This window comes from Arthrobacter monumenti, assembly GCF_054511255.1.
Map to the genome: position 1 here is coordinate 162,772 of NZ_JBTNCY010000006.1, position 15,165 is coordinate 177,936.

Here is a 15,165-nt window from a genome sequence, read left to right on the forward strand (position 1 = left end):
CACCCGTGATCACGGCCGCTTGGATGACGGCACTACCGCGCCGGGAGGGTGACGCAGCTCTCAGTTATTACTTTTCGCCGGGCACCAGAACCGCCACTGTCTCCATGTGGTGCGTGTTGGGATACAGGTCGAAAGCCCGGAGGTCCTGCATCCTCCAGCCAGAGCGGCGGAAGTAGCCCAGGTCCCGGGCAAAGGAGGCGGGATCGCAGGAAACATACCCGACAGCTCTTGGCTCGGAGCGGATCAGTTCCTGGACGACGGCTTTGCCTGCCCCCGTTCGTGGTGGGTCGAGGACGATGCCATTCCAACGTGATCTTTGCGAGCGCAGTATCCGCTCGACCCGCCCCTGCAAAATGTCCACGTTCGGATACGCATGCAGATTGCGCCGTGCATCGCGGCTGGTTCCGGCGGCCCCCTCGACGGAGAGCACACGGCCCCGTTCCCCAACAGCGGCCGCCAACGGCGCGGTAAACAGGCCGGCGCCAGCGTACAAGTCGGCGATGTTTTCGCCGCTTCGTGGGTTAAGGCCGGACAGCAATGCATCGACAAGTACTTCGGGAGCCCGCCGGTGAACCTGCCAGAATCCGTCCCCGGTCACCCGGTACTCGTGTCCTGCAGCAGTCTCGGCGACCCAGGCGCGGCCACGCAGCCGGGTCAGCTTGCCCGAGCCGTCGCCGATGCCGCCGTCGGGCTCCCATTGTGCAACGGATACCGACGCGGGCAGTTGTTTCAGGACCGTCTCAACGGCTCCTGCTGTCGCGGGCTGCCGCGGGATCAGCAGGACCAGCGGCCGGCTTCCGTTTGCCGGGGCAGCCACCTCCACGCGTTCAATGCCTGTGTAGTCAATTTCCCACAGCATGAGATCGTTGATTCCTGCGACCGCCAGCGGCATGTGCTGTACCGGAATGATTTCCGCTGAACGATGGGCGTGCATACCTAAACGGCCTGTGCTGGGGTCGACGGCGAAAGCCACCCGGGTGCGCCATCCCAGCCCCTCGCCGGTTCCGGGAGGTTCGACCGCTTCGACGGCGGTGCTGAGGTCAATGCCGGCCAGCCGGTGCAACTGCTCCGACAGTACATCGCCCTTGAGCCGGCGCTGGTACGGAAGGCTGATGTGGCCGAATTCCGCTCCGCCGACCGGAATTTGTCCCGATGCAGCTGCCGTCGCCGCGTCCGCCACCCGCCACGGATGCTCGACCCGGTCGGCGGCTGCCTCGAGGACCTCGACGACGTCGGCACGCCAGAATTTTGCGCTCGGTTCCGCATCCGTAAGGCGGATTTTCACCGTCTCGGACGGGAGCCCGTGCCGGACGAAGATCACCCTGCCCTCGTGCCGTGCGACAAAATGCCCTCCGTGGGCGACCGGCCCCAGCGTAACGGTCAACTGCTCCCCCTCCGGAGACGGGGGGCCGGCGCTGGTGGTGGCGGCAGATTGATCAGAGGGGCTCATTCAAGGTCCTGGTATCTCTTAATGTTCTCGGATGAAGACAGCTGCCACGGCACACTGGCCACCATGACACCTGGTTCGAAGTGCAGGCGGGTCTTTATCCGCAACGCTGTCTGGTTATGCACCAGCTGTTCCCACCACTTTCCCACCACATACTCCGGAATATAGACAACGATCAGATCCCGCGGCGAATCGCGGCGGGTGTTTTTGATGTAGTCGAGAATCGGCGTCGTCGTCTCGCGGTAAGGGGATGACAGGACGGTAATAGGCACCGGTATCTGCAGGCGTTGCCAATCCGAGAGGGTACGTTGTGTCTCCTCCGGATCGACGTCGACAATAATGGCGTCCAGCTTCGAGGGCCGCGACGCCCGGGCAAAGGCCAGCGCCCGCATCACCGGCTTGCGGACGTGCGAGACCAGGATGACTGCATGCACCCGGGACGGCAGTGCACGCGCCGAGTGGTCCTCCCCCACTGCCAGCTCGCGGGCGACGTTTTCATAGTGGCTGTGGATGCTGTACATGATGAGGAACAGCACCACCATGGCCAGGACCGCGATCCACGCGCCGTACTGGAACTTGGTAATCAAAACCACCACCAGCACCACGGCGGTCATGCAGAAACCGACCATGTTAATCGTGCGGGACTTGATAATGCGGAACCGCCTGGCCCGGTCCGCAGTCTTGGTCAGTTCACGGTTCCAGTGCCGGACCATGCCCAGTTGGCTTGCGGTGAAGGAGACGAAAACGCCGACGATGTACAACTGGATCAGCCTGGTGACGTCGGCATCGAAGGCAACGATGAGCACCAAGGCCGCGGCGGAAAGCGCCAGCACCCCATTGCTGAAGGTGAGCCGGTCCCCGCGCGTACGCAGCTGCTTGGGCAGGTACCCGTCCCGGGCCAGTATCGACGCCAGCACCGGGAACGTTTTGAACGCCGTATTCGCTGCCAGGATGAGGACGACCGCCGTCGCCGCGATAATCACATAAAAGAATGGTGAAGCTGGACTGAAAATCGTCTCTGCGAGCTGGCTGATTGCCGGGTGTTGAATGTAGGAACCGGGGACGGGTTCACCATCGAGCCGCAACTGTTCGTCCGGATTCTCGACGACGTGCAGTTGCGTTGCCTGCGCCAGGAAGAGAATTCCGGCCAGCATGGCAGCGGAAATGACTCCCAGCACCAACAGCGTTGTTGCCGCGTTCCTGCTTTTCGGCTGGCGGAAACTGGGTACGCCGCTGCTGATGGCTTCGACACCCGTCAGCGCCGCCGCGCCGGATGAGAACGCCCGCAGCACGAGCAGCGCTCCGGCCAGGCCAACCAGCCCGCTGTCGAATGCCGCCTCGGGGATGATCTCGAATCCGGCACTCGGCGCCTGGTCCAAGGTGCCCGTCATGGCTTGGATAGAACCGACCAGGATCAACCCGATAATCGACGCGATAAAAATGTAACTGGGAAGGGCCAGCAGTTTGCCAGACTCCTTGATACCGCGCAGATTCGCCAATGCAAGCAGGACGACGCCGATCGCCGCCGCCCACACCTGCCCGCCGTCGAGTGCCGGGATGGCCGTGACCAGGTACTGCGAAGCTGAAGATATAGACACCGCCACAGTCAGCACGTAATCCACGAGCAGGGCTGACGCCACCGTGATTCCCGCCGATGGGCCGAGATTGGTGCTGGCAATCTCGTAGTCACCGCCGCCGGAGGGATAGGCGTAGACGTTCTGCCGGTACGACGCGATCACCACCAGCAGGACGACCAGCACCGCCAGCCCGACCCACGGTGAGAAAGTTACCGCTGTGACGCCGGCCAGAGCGAGGGTCAGCAGGATTTCGTCCGGGGCGTACGCCACCGAGGAGAGAGCATCCGAGGCGAAGACCGGCAGTGCGATCCGCTTGGGAAGCAGTCTGCGGGTCAGCCGCTCGTTGCCAAACGGCTTCCCCACCAGCACGCGTTTGACGGCGTCGAAAAATGTCAGCACAGCCCTAAACGCTAGCCCCTATGGTGCGTAATGTCATGGTTGCATGGGCGTCGGCTGCGTAACGATCCGGCGGGGTTGGGATTAGACTCTCAACGGACCGGGAAAGTCGGCGCATTCCGCTATGTGGCGGCCCCGGGCAAAAAGCCGAGGAATGGAGTGGTTCAATGGCACATTTTGTGATCATGGGCTGTGGGCGTGTGGGCGCCAGCCTGGCCCATACATTGGACGATTCCGGGCATTCAGTGTCCATCATTGACCAGGATGAAAGGGCCTTCCGCCGGCTGCGCAGCTCCTTTTCCGGCAACCGTGTGACCGGAGTCGGCTTTGACCGGGATACGCTCAGACAAGCCGACATCGAACATGCTTACGCGTTTGCTGCCGTCTCCAGCGGTGACAATTCCAACATTCTGGCCACCCGGGTGGCACGCGAGACGTATCACGTCCCCCATGTGGTGGCTAGGATCTACGATTCCGGCCGTGCGGAGATCTACCAGCGGCTGGGTATCCCCACCGTCGCAGCCGTGCGCTGGAGCGCCGATCAGGTGCTGCGCAGGATCCTGCCCGAGCAGAGCATCGCCGGCGACTTCCGTGAGTCGTCGGGGCGCTTGATCCTCGGCGAAGTGAATCTCGATGCAGGCTGGGTCGGCCAACCCCTCACCGCCATCGAACAGGCAACCGGAGCGCGGGTGGCCTACCTGACGAGATTTGGTGAAGGAACCCTTCCCCGTCGCGGCACCAGTTATCAACAGGGCGACATTGTGCACATGATGATGGAGGTCAAGACCAGCGACGAAATCAACCGCATCCTGGCAAAGCCCCCGGTCAAGGAGTCAGAGTGAAAGTCGTTATTATCGGAGCCGGCAGTGTTGGTTCTTCGATTGCCCGCGAGCTCATTTCCCACCGGCACAATGTGATGCTGATCGATCAGAAGCCGGAGTTGGCCGCGCGCAGCGAACTCGGGGACGTCGAATGGATGGTCGGAGATGCCTGCGAACTCTCAACCCTGCAGACCGCACGGCTGGAAGAGGCCGACGTCGTCGTTTCCGCCACCGGTGATGACAAAGTCAACCTTGTGGTCTCCCTGCTGGCCAAATCGGAATTCGGTGTAGGACGTACCGTTGGACGGGTCAACAATCCAAAGAACGACTGGATGTTCGACGATTCCTGGGGTGTGGATGTCGCCGTCAACACTCCCCGCTTGATGACCGCGCTCGTCGAGGAAGCGGTGGAGATCGGCGATCTGGTCCGGCTGCTGACCCTGCAGACCGGCGTTTCCAACCTGGTCGAATTCACCGTTCCGGCAGATGCCGCCCTGGTGGGGAAAACCGTGGCTGCCATCGAGTGGCCGCAGGACTCGGCGCTGGTGGCCATCCTCCGTGATGATGCACCGATCAGCCCAAGTCCGGACGACGTGATTGAGGCGGGCGATGAATTATTCTTCATCACCACCATCGCCGCCGAAGACGAACTGCGTCAGCTGCTGGTGCCCAAACAGTCGGCAGAGGATCAGTAGCCCCGGCGGTTCCTAGGGGTGGCCCGGCCCATGATGATGATCGAGCCGCTCCTGCGCGTCGACGATTTCCTTTGGCCGCGAAATCAGCCACGCAACCCACAAGCCCAGAGCGTAGAGCGGGACACCCATGATCAGCCGGGTTGTGCCCAGCGCCACGAGCCCGGACTCTCCCATCAGATACAGCGGTACCTGAACGATCAGGCGAAGTGCGAGTACAGCAATGATGATGAGCGTTGCCAGGTTGTAGACCCGGATCCGGCTGCGGTCCTGGCGCCAGTGCAGTCCTTCGCCACGGATGAACCCGAATAACAGTCCCGCTATTGGCCACCTGACGGCCATCGAGATCAGCATTCCGACGATGTAGGCGCTGTTGGTGATGAAACCGACGACATAGAAATCTTCGGCCTCACCGGTGCTGTTTGCCACCCAGGCACAGATTCCGACGCCGATGAGCCCTGAGAATGCCTGGGTGACCGTGGTGCGCTGGATCAGGCGGAGGACCGTAAAAACGGCCGCCGCGGCGAGGGATGCGATGAGGGCTGTCTGCAGTTGCCTGGTTATCGTGAACAGGACCAGGAACACCAGCCCGGGGAGGATTCCCTCCACCAACCCGCGGATTCCGCCAACGGACTTGAGCACGTCAATCTGACCGTCGTCGCGCCGTTCTATTCCCGACTGCGCGGCGTAGTTACCGGCGACGTCGGCGAAAGACTTCTCCTCCCGCTGCGGGTCGCCGTTTTCTTCACCGGGCTTGCTCATGTTCGCTCCTGCCGGCAGATGATTTCATACCTTGGGTTGTAAATGGTCGGGGTTCCATCAACCAGGGAGACCATTCCCTCGAATTCAAGATCTGTTCCGGCGGCAATGCCGGCGATCTGGCGCTGGCCAATCCAGATCAGCCGGATGCGGCGCCCGGAGGGTTTGCGGCGCGATGAGAGGCCCCGGGGAACTTCAACCGGTGCCGGATCGGCATTTCCCTCCACCGAATGCTCCAATACGACGGCCGAAAATGACGGCGCCGTGGCCGCCGGTGGAACGGTAATCGAGTCGATCGTCCCCCGGTACTTGGCGCGTGATCTCTTAGCCAATGTGGGTAATTTCAGGACCGCGCTTGAACCGGTCGGCCGGCTCAGATGATTCCGCGGGCTTGTCTGCCGGAACGTTGCCCTTCGCATCCGAAACCGCATCCTTGGGCAGCCGCAGCGGCAACAACTCCCGCGGGGGCAGCGGGTTCTCGCCACGGATAACCACTACTGAGCGGAACAAACCCTCCAGGTCGGCGGCCTTCTCACGATCCAGGGCCGCATCGCCGCCGAAAACACCACGCAGGAACCAACGCGGACCGTCGACACCGATGAAACGGGCAACACGGAATCCCCGTTTGCCGTCGGCTGTCTGCGCCGGCAGTTTCGCGACGATTTCAGACCCGAAGCGACCGTCAATCTCTTCGATTGTGCCGCCCTGCGAACTTACTGATGTTCCAATCTGGCCGCGGATCTCGTCCCACAGCCCCTCGGAACGTGGAGCGGCGAAGGCCTGCAACTGCAGGCTTGAACCGTTCAAGTCCAACGTGATGGCGACGACGCGTTTAGTGCGTTCTTCGACCTCCAGCCGCAGCTGCAGTCCTTCGCGCGGCGTGACAAGGATGGATCCGAGGTCGACGTAGCCGTCCTTGGAATCAATATCCTCCTCGTCATAGGGACCGCGGGGCTCCTCGTCGACGGGACTGGTGGTGCTTTCCTCCACGTCCTCGTCCAAGGTGCCGGTCTCCTCCGCATCCCGTTGCTGATTGCCCTTCTTCAGGCGCCCAAATACCATGATTGGGTTCCTCTCCTCTTCGATTGCACACTGGGCGATTGACCCACCGGAAATCCCTGGTCAGCGTGCAGCAGCATTGCCAAAACCGCCCGTGGAACCAAAGCCGCCGGCGCCCCGCAATGAGTCCGGCAACTCCTCCACCACATGGAATCTCGCCTGCTCCACACGTTGAATCACCATTTGGGCAATTCTATCGCCGCGGCGCAGGCTGATGGGTTCGGCCCGGTCAGTATTGAGCAGCGTGACGGAAATTTCGCCACGATAGCCTGCGTCGACTGTCCCTGGCGCATTCACAATCGTGAGCCCATGTTTGGTGGCGAGCCCCGAACGGGGATGAATCAGCGCCACGTAGCCTGCGGGCAGCGCCACAGCCACACCGGTCGGCACCAGGACACGCTCTCCGGGACCAAGATGGACATCCACCCTGGTGCGGAGATCCGCACCTGCATCGCCCGGATGTGCATACGAAGGCATCTCCAGATCCGGATCGAGCTGCTTGAGTTCAATATCGACAAAGCTGTCCGCTGCCTGTGTTGGTTCCACGTCAAATTCTCCCGCTGTCGCCGCTGCGTCAGCTCATCACTCTAGCGTCTCCAGGCACCTCCCGCGCAGGGCCGCCGTCGTCCCCGGCACCACGAGGTGAAAAGGGGCGGCAAAAGTGAAAAGCTGAGGTCATGTCAGATTCGTCCTCCGCCCTCCCTCCGGCGCCAGCCAAGGCCACACCGCTCTTTCAGGAAAAACTCTGGCCGGCCGCCTGGATCTGGATAGTGGTCCTGGGCCTATCGGCGGCCGGAATCTTCATTTTCGCACCGATCAGCATCACCGCCGGCGTTATTGCGGCCATCATTCTGGCCATAACGATGACGGTCCTGTTGATACTGACGACCCCCCGCATCGTTGTCACGGAACGGACGTTGCAGGTCGGCCGTGCCACCATTGAACGGCAGTATGTTGGCGCGGCTGAGGCGTTCCGGGACAGCGCAGCCACGGAACAGCGTGGACCGCAACTGCACGGCCTGGCTTATCTGTGTATCCGCGGTTGGGTGGGTCCTGTGGTTCGGATTGAGATTACCGACGATACGGATCCAACGCCATACTGGCTGACCTCGACGAGGCACCCCGACCGGTTGGCGGCTGCACTGCAGACGCCTGCAAATGCGTGATGGTTCAGGACTCGCAATCCTTGCAAAAATACATCCCGTCCTTCTCCCTTGCGATCTGAGAGCGGTGGCGGACCAAAAAGCATGAAGCACAAGTAAATTCGTCGGCTTGAGCCGGCTGCACCCGGACCTGGAGTTCCTCTCCGGACAGGTCGGCACCCGGCAACTCGAAACCTTCGGCGGCGTCCGTTTCATCTTCGTCAACCGCGGAGGACTGTTTGTTGGTCCGGTGCGTCTTCAGTTCTTCAATCGAGTCTTCGCTGTCTTCATCTTCGCCCTTGCGCGGTGCGTCGTAGTCTGTGGCCATGATTGTCGTTCACGCTCCGGTCGTTGCGGTTCCACGGTTGGCCGGCCCGAACTGATCTGAACCCGGCTCGTGGTACATAACGTCTGCAGACCGGTTTTTGTGCCCTTGGCGCAGTAAGTGTCCCGCCACGCCTGGCGCGTTAGTAGGAAAACACCACATTCGGTGGCAAAGTTTCGTCCAAGAGTATATGTCTGGCGGAGGGTTATTCATGCAGGATCTACGACTGGTGGGTGTCCATGATGGTGGTGAACATCTGCTATTGAGCGGCACCGGCGGGGAAATCTACCGCCTGCGCATCGACGAAGCGCTTCGGGTTGCGTCCTCCCGCGCGCCGCACCGCTCCGCCCGCCAAGTGCCTTCCAGGCCTGCTTCCACCGGCGGCAGCGAACCGGTTGTCAATCTCTCACCCAGGGACATCCAGGCCCGCATCCGTGCAGGTGCGACGGCGCAGGAAGTAGCCGGGGAATCCGGGTTGAATCTGGCCCGGATCGAACGCTATGAAGGGCCGGTCCGCGCCGAACGCGATTACATGGCCCAGCAGGCACAAAAAGTGGAAGTAGCAGCTGCCCTGCCGCACCACGATGGATACCGCTCCGCATTCGGCGACAACGCGGCGACCCTGGGCGAAATGGTGTCGCATCGCCTGACGGCGTACGGACTCGAGTCCAACACTGTGGAATGGGACGCCTGGCGCCGTCCGGATGGATCCTGGAACGTCGTGGCCCGTTTTGAAGCTGATTCAGAGGCAGCGGACAGCATCGGGGAGCAACCGCCGGCCCAGTGGACCTTCAATCCAATGCGGAAGACCGTACAGAACGGCAATCGTTGGGCCCAGGTCCTGAGCGAACTGGAGCCTATGGACGGTCCCTTGCCGGCCCGCCGGCTCTCGGCAGTGGCCGACCGGGTCTTCGATTTTGAAGCCGAAAAGGACGACGCCGACGACGACAAGCCTGCAGACGATCTCGATTCCGATAACCTGCTGGATGTTCTCAGGTCACGCAGGGGTCAACGCATAGGTTCGGACGAGGACGGAGACGACGCTCTGGCCTTGATGCTCAACAGCGGCGGAGTTCCAGCGGCCCATCCCCGCAACGAAGAGGCGCCTGGCGGCGCGGACGACGACGGCGAGTCCATAGCGGACGAGGATGCGTTCCCCGCCCTTAGCCTTGCTCCGAACTACCGTGAAGATGAAGACGACCACCGACTCCACGAAGGCGTCAGCACTGAGACCCGGGAAATCACCATATCGGCGGCACCGGGAAGGCAGACCGAGCCGTCGGATAAATCGTCCGACACCGGTTCCCAGTCGCAGCGGCCAGTCGACAGTGAGCAGGACCGGAAGCAAATTAAGCCTAAACGATCCAGCGTGCCGAGCTGGGACGAAATTGTCTTCGGCACAAAAGGTGACTAGTACTTAGGTTCAAAGGGCAGCAACTGATCTGCCTCAGCCATGATGTTCGCACGGTGGGCTGTGGTCCGACGCATGTAATGCCGGCGGCAGAGTGTCTCATAGCCCACAGCGGGCGCAGTTTCCAAAAGACTGTCCAGCCCACCCCCGGACAATACTTCCTGGCGCGGGTCGTCATCCGTTGCGGTCATGCCATCATCACCGACGTCGCCGACCACCATTTGATCGCCCTCAACCACCATCACCCCGTCGATGGTGCGGGCGTTGTGTGTGGCCCGGTTTCCGCACCAGCACAATGCTTCCACCTGCAGGACCTGGACCCTGTCCGCCAACTCGATGAGCCGCTGCGATCCCGGGAAGAGCTGCGTTCTGAAATCAGTAGTGATGCCAAAGGCAAAGACGTCCACGTCCATTTCATCGACAAGACCGGCCAGTTGCTCCACATGTTCAGGACTATAGAACTGGGCCTCATCACAGATGAGGTAGTCCACTCTTTCTCCACGGGTACGCCTGTCCACCACTTCAGCCCGGAAATCAGTACTCCCGGTAACCTCAACCGCCGGCGTTTGTAAGCCCAGGCGGCTGGAGATCACGGCGGTTCCGGCCCGGTCTCTGCAGCTGAAAAGGACTCCTCCTCGGTTGCGTGCGCGGTGATTATGGTCCATCTGGAGGGCGAGCGCCGACTTTCCGCAATCCATGGTTCCGGAAAAGAAAACCAGTTCAGCCACGTACAGCCTTCCGTGATCCAGAACGTCCTTTGTTGGCCGTAACCTCGATATTCACCAGTGGTATTTCACGTTCAGCACGGGTCAGGGACCCGTGCTGCCCCACCACCTCCAAGGCCGTGGGACGAACCCGGCGCGTGTCGTAGAACGCCACCTGCTCCCGGGCCGCTATCAGTACGTCGCCGATCCGCCCGTTGACGTGCGGATCCACAACTCCGCCGAAGTAGCCGGAGCGGATCGCATCTTCCCTGGTCATCACCCACGCTTCGTGACCGTGAGCGTCCCGCCACGCGGCCAGCAGCCGTTCGCGTTGCCCTTCACCGCCATCGGGTTCGAGGTACAAATGCACCATGCGCGGTTCGCCGGCAGTGTGCCGGACGCCGTCAATCAGATGTGGATTTGCCGCATAGTCATACCGGCGGGATTCGGGCACATCGACCATCCCGTGGTCGGCGGTCAGCAGGAGTTGGGTCCGCGGTGGCAGCTGCGAGCTCAGCCGGCGCATTGCCCCGTCCAGCTCCTCCAGTTCCTGTTCCCATTCCGGGGATTGGAATCCGTACCGGTGTCCCGCACGGTCCAACTCATTGAAGTACAGATACATCAGCATGCGGGGATTGTCTGCCATCGCCCCGGCGGCGGCCGCTGTTTTGGCGTGGGACGATGTCGCCGGGATAAAGGACCCGCCCCGCAGGGCCGCCCGTGTCATTGCGGACGACTCGAATTTCGGCAGGCTCACGGTGGCAACCGGCACCTCTGCTTCAATCTGCTCGAATATTGTGGGGTGCGGCTGCCAGCGCGCCGGATCGACGTTCGCATCCCAGCCGCCGAGCATATTAACGACTTTGTCCTGATCCGGATCCAGCACGTCGAAGCCGACCATGCCGTGCTCCCCGGGCGTCCGGCCGGTGCCCAGTGAAGCCAGGGACGTCGCCGTCGTCGATGGGAAGGCAGATGACAGTGTTGTGGCACCGTCCATGCAGCGTCGCAAAAACGGCGCGTGGCCCCCGCGGTCCTTGAGTTGGGCCTTGCCGAGTCCATCCACCAGCACCACGCAAATCCGGTCCGCCGATGGTAACCGCAGATGATTGGTGTATCCCGGCAGCCCGAGCGCTGAGGCCGAGCTAACGAAGACTTCCGCTATCGAATTCCTGCCGTAGCCTGGTGCAGCGGGGAGGACTTGTTCACCGGTATGGCTCATTCTCTACCGCTGGTGATGGCCGCGGGCAGCGCGGCCGCCCAGATTGGTCAGCCGGGTGCGGGACTGATCCAGCGGTGCCTGCTCCTGCCGTACTGCCGGAGCCTGGCTGGTATTGGCCCGGCGCAGAGCCCGGGCAAACGACTTGGCGTTCTTCACTGCGTCTGCCCCGTCGGCTTCCTCGCTGACACGGAGGACGATGTCCTCCTGTGCGATCGTGCCAGTGTAACCATGATCGGCGTCGCACTGCGGATCTCCGCAGCTGGCCGGCCCCATGTCGATGCGTTGCCCGCCGGACCAGGCAATAGCCAGCGTCAGTTCCCGGGCCTCGTCGGATGGTTCATAGTTCTGAGGCTGGGCGTAAAGGTAGCTGAGGACCACGGAACGGATCTGGGTGACAGGAACGGATTCGGTCGATATTTGCGCCACGACCTGGTCCCCCGCTTCGTCGAGTTGCTGATCGTCGACGTGCGTGATGACCATCATGTCCTCGGTCAATACCAGAACGGTGATATGCCGGTGGACCTCGGTGCGGTCAAAATGGGTTTCCAAGTGAACCAGGTGCGACAGCGGTTCCCTGCCGTCCAGGGCATCGTGGACGACGTCGGCCACCATGCGTGGATAGAATCCGGCGCGCTGCAGCGAGCCGTCCAGTCGCTGCGCTTCGTCCGGCTGGGTTCCAGGTGAAGGATTCATTATGTCAGTTTCCCAGAAAGACTATGCAGGTCATAACGGGACGGGACTTATCCACAAGCGGAGACAGTTGCCTGGCCTTTGCCGCTTCCCCTAATCCCGCATGGCACGCCGGGCGCTGTCCGTGCGTTGGGCGGGATTGCCAATGCGCAGGTCCGCGTTCAAGATGTTGAGCCCGGTATCCGAAACGAGCACCGGATTGAACTCCATCAACGCCAGTTCAGGATGCTCATCCTTCAGCACCGACAGCCGGGCAACCAAGTCCTCAAGGGCTTCAATCCGCACCGGTGGGAGCCCCTGATAACCGAAGAGTTTCCGGGCGGCCCGTGGGGCACGAACCAGGTCGGCAACGTCGACATTGGTCAACGGCGGAATGCGGTGCGACCAGTCGTCGAGCAGATTGACAGCATCACCGGCCAGGCCGAAGGAAACGACCGGGCCCAGCAGGGGGTCTTCAATAGCGCGCAGGCTGCAGGCCTGGCCGGTCCTCGCCATGGTCTGAACTTCCAGCCCGAATGTCCCATATGGTTCGAGGATCTGCCGCATCTGGTCAATATTGCTGCGCAGCGATTCCGGCCCGGTGATGTTCAGCCGTACGCCGCCCAGATCCAGCCGGTGGCGGAGGTGTTCATCCATGGTCTTGATGGCGACCGGCCAGCCCAGCCGGTCCGCGGCAGCGATTGCCTCTTCCGCCGTCTGGAAGGGTGCCGAGGGCAGGATTGGAATGCCGTAGTGGCTCAACAATTCCGCGGCTTCCTCCTGGCTGAGCCGGTACAGACCACTGCCCGGGACGTTCTGTTGCAGCCGGTCCACGAGCGCCGCCGCGGCATCGGTATCGATACCATCCGGTTCCACGAACTCACCGTGGTCCCGTTGGACCCATTGGGCATACTGAACGACGGCGGCGAGGGCGGCCACAGCCTTGCCGGGAGTCGAGTAGCACGGCAGACCCTGCTGGCGCGCCTGGGACGGGTCGGATGCGGAGGTGGCCGAAGGCAGCGCCGGCGACGGGCCGGATAGCGCCGCAGATGGCTCCGGCTGCACCGTCGCCGCCGGGGGCTGGGTCCGAGGAATTTCAAGCAACCCCTCCGCCCGGATGGACGGATCCAATATTCCGCTGAAGGCTGCCACAACCGGCTTGCCGGCCTGTACCGAACATTCGTGCAGGACGACTGCAATATTTTCCACACTGACGCCGCGGGCGGGCAACAGGGCGACGACGGCGGCGTCCACCTTGGGCAGTTGCAGTACCTCAAGCACGCGGCGCTTCAGAAGGGGCAGGGCCGCCGACATTCCAGTATCCAGATCCAGATCAGCGGCCAGCTGGGATACGGCAAGCTCGTGGGATTCTGCGCCGTCGACTGTCACCTTTCCGAGAGCGAGTGAATTGCTGACAACGGCTATTGAAGGACCTGCCGGCAGCGGCTGGCTCACCACGATTTGGGCGATATCGGATAGCTCCTCGCTCGTAGTGACCCTGATGACCCCGGCCTGGCGCAGCATTGCGTCCAACGCCCCATGGGGGGCTTGCGTGGTGCGGACCAGGTGTCCGGGAGGCAACTGAAGTCCCATCACATCGGATTTGGCGACGATCACAGGTTTACGCCGGGACAGCCGGCGGGCAATGCGCGAAAATTTGCGGGGATTGCCGATCGACTCAAGATAGAGCCCCGCCGCACAAGTATCCGGATCGTCCTCCCAATGCTGCATCAGGTCGTTGCCGGAGACGTCAGCCCGGTTGCCTGCCGACAGGAATGAGGAGACTCCTACTCCGCGCCGGCTCGCGGCGGCATACAGCAGGACACCGACCGCGGCAGACTGGCTGAACAATCCGAAACCGCCCCGCTGCGGCAACTGTGGAGCCATCGAAGCATTCAGCGACACCTCGGGATGTGTATTGATCATTCCCAGTGAGGCCGGCCCGATGACACGCATTCCGTTGGCCCGGGCTTCCCGGACCAAAGCCCGCTGGCGCTCGCTGCCGTGCTCGCCGTCGTCGGCAAATCCGGCAGTGACCACGAGGACGCCGCGGACACCGGCAGCTCCACATTGAGACACCACCGGAAGTACTTCTTCATAGGGAACGGCGATGACGGCCAGCTCCACCGGATCCTTGATCTCCGACACGTTGGCGTGGGAGACCATCCCGCCAATCTCGAGGGATTCTGGATTGACCGCGTAGACGGGTCCGGTGAAGCCGCCTTCGATAATGTTCTCCAGCAATTGATGGCCGACGGATCCTGCAGTGCGGCCGGCACCGATGACCGCGACCGAGGAGGGGGAAAACAGCTCGGCAATGCTCCTGGCTTCGGCCCTGTGCTCACGGGATTCCATCACCGCCCTGGACCGGGACGTGGGATCAATGTTGAAGCTCAGTGCAACCACTCCGTCGTCGAAATGCCGTTCGACTTCATACCCCGCATCCGAAAAGACGTCGAGCATCCTGCGGTTTGCAGGCAGGACTTCGGCCGAAAACTTCCGGATCCCGTTTTCCCGGGCAGCGGCCGTGAGGTGCTCGAGCAGTATTGAGCCAAGGCCACGGCCCTGGTGATGGTCCGAAATGTTGAACGCCACCTCCGCCTCGGCTGGATCATCCAACCGGTCATAGCGGCCGATGCCGATGATTTCGGTCCCGCGGACGATGGCGAACGCGACCCGGTCCCTGTAGTCCATTTCGGTGAATCGCTTCAGCTCCTTGCTGCTGAGTTTGGACTTGTAGGTGAAGAACCGCATATAAATGGAGTTCTGTGACTGGGCCGTGTGGAAAGCCTGAACGGCAACGGCGTCCGCCGGGCCGATGGGCCGTAAATGCGCGGTTCCGCCGTCGCGCAACACGACGTCGGCTTCCCAATATTCGGGGTAATCTCCCTGTTCCGCCATAGACTCAGCTTAGCGATTATTGTCCCTTACACCTTGAAGCGAG

The 15,165-nt window shown here is 62.1% G+C and carries 15 protein-coding genes; 4 read left to right on the forward strand and 11 right to left on the reverse strand.

All coding sequences use genetic code 11. The features are described from left to right. Positions 1 to 67: 67 nt before the first annotated feature. On the reverse strand, positions 68 to 1,450 hold the full coding sequence (locus tag ACX80B_RS10660; protein ID WP_459295863.1) for a class I SAM-dependent RNA methyltransferase: 1,383 nt from the start codon (positions 1,448 to 1,450) through the stop codon (positions 68 to 70). After that, the gene (locus ACX80B_RS10665; protein WP_459295865.1) at positions 1,447 to 3,423 is read right to left on the reverse strand and encodes an APC family permease; all 1,977 of its coding nucleotides are present in this window, start codon (positions 3,421 to 3,423) and stop codon (positions 1,447 to 1,449) included. Before ACX80B_RS10665 ends, ACX80B_RS10660 begins: the two co-directional genes overlap by 4 nt. A gap of 164 nt (positions 3,424 to 3,587) precedes the next feature. Between ACX80B_RS10665 and ACX80B_RS10670 the strand changes: the two genes are divergently transcribed. Further along, the gene (locus ACX80B_RS10670; RefSeq protein ID WP_459295867.1) at positions 3,588 to 4,262 is read left to right on the forward strand and encodes a potassium channel family protein; all 675 of its coding nucleotides are present in this window, start codon (positions 3,588 to 3,590) and stop codon (positions 4,260 to 4,262) included. Beyond that, the gene (locus ACX80B_RS10675) at positions 4,259 to 4,936 is read left to right on the forward strand and encodes a potassium channel family protein (protein WP_459295869.1); all 678 of its coding nucleotides are present in this window, start codon (positions 4,259 to 4,261) and stop codon (positions 4,934 to 4,936) included. Before ACX80B_RS10670 ends, ACX80B_RS10675 begins: the two co-directional genes overlap by 4 nt. A gap of 12 nt (positions 4,937 to 4,948) precedes the next feature. Here ACX80B_RS10675 and ACX80B_RS10680 read toward each other — a convergent pair whose 3' ends face one another. Genes ACX80B_RS10680 through dut form a run of 4 tightly spaced genes read right to left on the reverse strand, consistent with a single transcriptional unit; the run spans position 4,949 to position 7,297 of the window. Beyond that, positions 4,949 to 5,695: a DUF3159 domain-containing protein gene (locus ACX80B_RS10680; RefSeq protein WP_459295871.1), complete on the reverse strand. Its 747-nt coding sequence runs from the start codon at positions 5,693 to 5,695 to the stop codon at positions 4,949 to 4,951. Then, entirely contained in the window at positions 5,692 to 6,024 is a 333-nt protein-coding gene (locus ACX80B_RS10685; protein ID WP_459295873.1) for a hypothetical protein, read from the reverse strand. The genes ACX80B_RS10680 and ACX80B_RS10685 overlap by 4 nt, the downstream gene beginning before the upstream one ends. Then, on the reverse strand, positions 6,017 to 6,754 hold the full coding sequence (locus ACX80B_RS10690; protein WP_459295875.1) for a DUF3710 domain-containing protein: 738 nt from the start codon (positions 6,752 to 6,754) through the stop codon (positions 6,017 to 6,019). The genes ACX80B_RS10685 and ACX80B_RS10690 overlap by 8 nt, the downstream gene beginning before the upstream one ends. A 60-nt stretch (positions 6,755 to 6,814) precedes the next feature. Continuing rightward, positions 6,815 to 7,297, reverse strand: a complete 483-nt coding sequence (gene dut, locus ACX80B_RS10695) for a dUTP diphosphatase (protein ID WP_459295877.1) — start codon at positions 7,295 to 7,297, stop codon at positions 6,815 to 6,817. A 131-nt stretch (positions 7,298 to 7,428) separates the two neighbouring features. Here dut and ACX80B_RS10700 point away from each other — a divergent pair, with 131 nt between their 5' ends. Then, the gene (locus ACX80B_RS10700) at positions 7,429 to 7,917 is read left to right on the forward strand and encodes a DUF3093 domain-containing protein (RefSeq protein WP_459295879.1); all 489 of its coding nucleotides are present in this window, start codon (positions 7,429 to 7,431) and stop codon (positions 7,915 to 7,917) included. A 4-nt stretch (positions 7,918 to 7,921) separates the two neighbouring features. On the opposite strand, the gene ACX80B_RS10705 is transcribed toward ACX80B_RS10700, so the two are convergent. After that, positions 7,922 to 8,221, reverse strand: a complete 300-nt coding sequence (locus tag ACX80B_RS10705) for a DUF4193 domain-containing protein (protein ID WP_459295881.1) — start codon at positions 8,219 to 8,221, stop codon at positions 7,922 to 7,924. Between the two features lie 208 nt (positions 8,222 to 8,429). Here ACX80B_RS10705 and sepH point away from each other — a divergent pair, with 208 nt between their 5' ends. Further along, a complete protein-coding gene (gene sepH / locus ACX80B_RS10710; RefSeq protein ID WP_459295883.1) occupies positions 8,430 to 9,632 on the forward strand; it encodes a septation protein SepH in 1,203 nt (400 codons plus the stop codon). Here the strand turns inward: sepH and ACX80B_RS10715 are convergent. From ACX80B_RS10715 to ACX80B_RS10730, 4 genes are all read right to left on the reverse strand, one after another. Beyond that, complete coding sequence (locus ACX80B_RS10715; protein WP_459295884.1) at positions 9,629 to 10,357, reverse strand: thymidine kinase; 729 nt, start codon at positions 10,355 to 10,357, stop codon at positions 9,629 to 9,631. The two genes, sepH and ACX80B_RS10715, sit on opposite strands and share 4 nt — an antisense overlap. Further along, positions 10,350 to 11,552: an alkaline phosphatase family protein gene (locus tag ACX80B_RS10720; protein WP_459295886.1), complete on the reverse strand. Its 1,203-nt coding sequence runs from the start codon at positions 11,550 to 11,552 to the stop codon at positions 10,350 to 10,352. Before ACX80B_RS10720 ends, ACX80B_RS10715 begins: the two co-directional genes overlap by 8 nt. Positions 11,553 to 11,555: 3 nt before the next feature. Continuing rightward, positions 11,556 to 12,245 (reverse strand): DUF5998 family protein, encoded by a 690-nt coding sequence (locus ACX80B_RS10725; RefSeq protein ID WP_459295888.1) that lies wholly within the window; start codon positions 12,243 to 12,245, stop codon positions 11,556 to 11,558. 90 nt (positions 12,246 to 12,335) lie between these two features. Further along, positions 12,336 to 15,122 (reverse strand): bifunctional acetate--CoA ligase family protein/GNAT family N-acetyltransferase, encoded by a 2,787-nt coding sequence (locus ACX80B_RS10730; protein ID WP_459295890.1) that lies wholly within the window; start codon positions 15,120 to 15,122, stop codon positions 12,336 to 12,338. Positions 15,123 to 15,165 lie beyond the last annotated feature (43 nt).

Coding starts and splice junctions, on each gene's coding strand:
- ACX80B_RS10705 (WP_459295881.1), bottom strand. CDS start 8,221: ATGGCCACAGACTACGACGCACCGCGCAAGGGCGAAGATGAAGACAGC.
- sepH (WP_459295883.1), top strand. CDS start 8,430: ATGCAGGATCTACGACTGGTGGGTGTCCATGATGGTGGTGAACATCTG.
- ACX80B_RS10700 (WP_459295879.1), top strand. CDS start 7,429: ATGTCAGATTCGTCCTCCGCCCTCCCTCCGGCGCCAGCCAAGGCCACA.
- ACX80B_RS10670 (WP_459295867.1), top strand. CDS start 3,588: ATGGCACATTTTGTGATCATGGGCTGTGGGCGTGTGGGCGCCAGCCTG.
- ACX80B_RS10725 (WP_459295888.1), bottom strand. CDS start 12,245: ATGAATCCTTCACCTGGAACCCAGCCGGACGAAGCGCAGCGACTGGAC.
- ACX80B_RS10730 (WP_459295890.1), bottom strand. CDS start 15,122: ATGGCGGAACAGGGAGATTACCCCGAATATTGGGAAGCCGACGTCGTG.
- ACX80B_RS10680 (WP_459295871.1), bottom strand. CDS start 5,695: ATGAGCAAGCCCGGTGAAGAAAACGGCGACCCGCAGCGGGAGGAGAAG.
- ACX80B_RS10720 (WP_459295886.1), bottom strand. CDS start 11,552: ATGAGCCATACCGGTGAACAAGTCCTCCCCGCTGCACCAGGCTACGGC.
- ACX80B_RS10690 (WP_459295875.1), bottom strand. CDS start 6,754: ATGGTATTTGGGCGCCTGAAGAAGGGCAATCAGCAACGGGATGCGGAG.
- ACX80B_RS10660 (WP_459295863.1), bottom strand. CDS start 1,450: ATGAGCCCCTCTGATCAATCTGCCGCCACCACCAGCGCCGGCCCCCCG.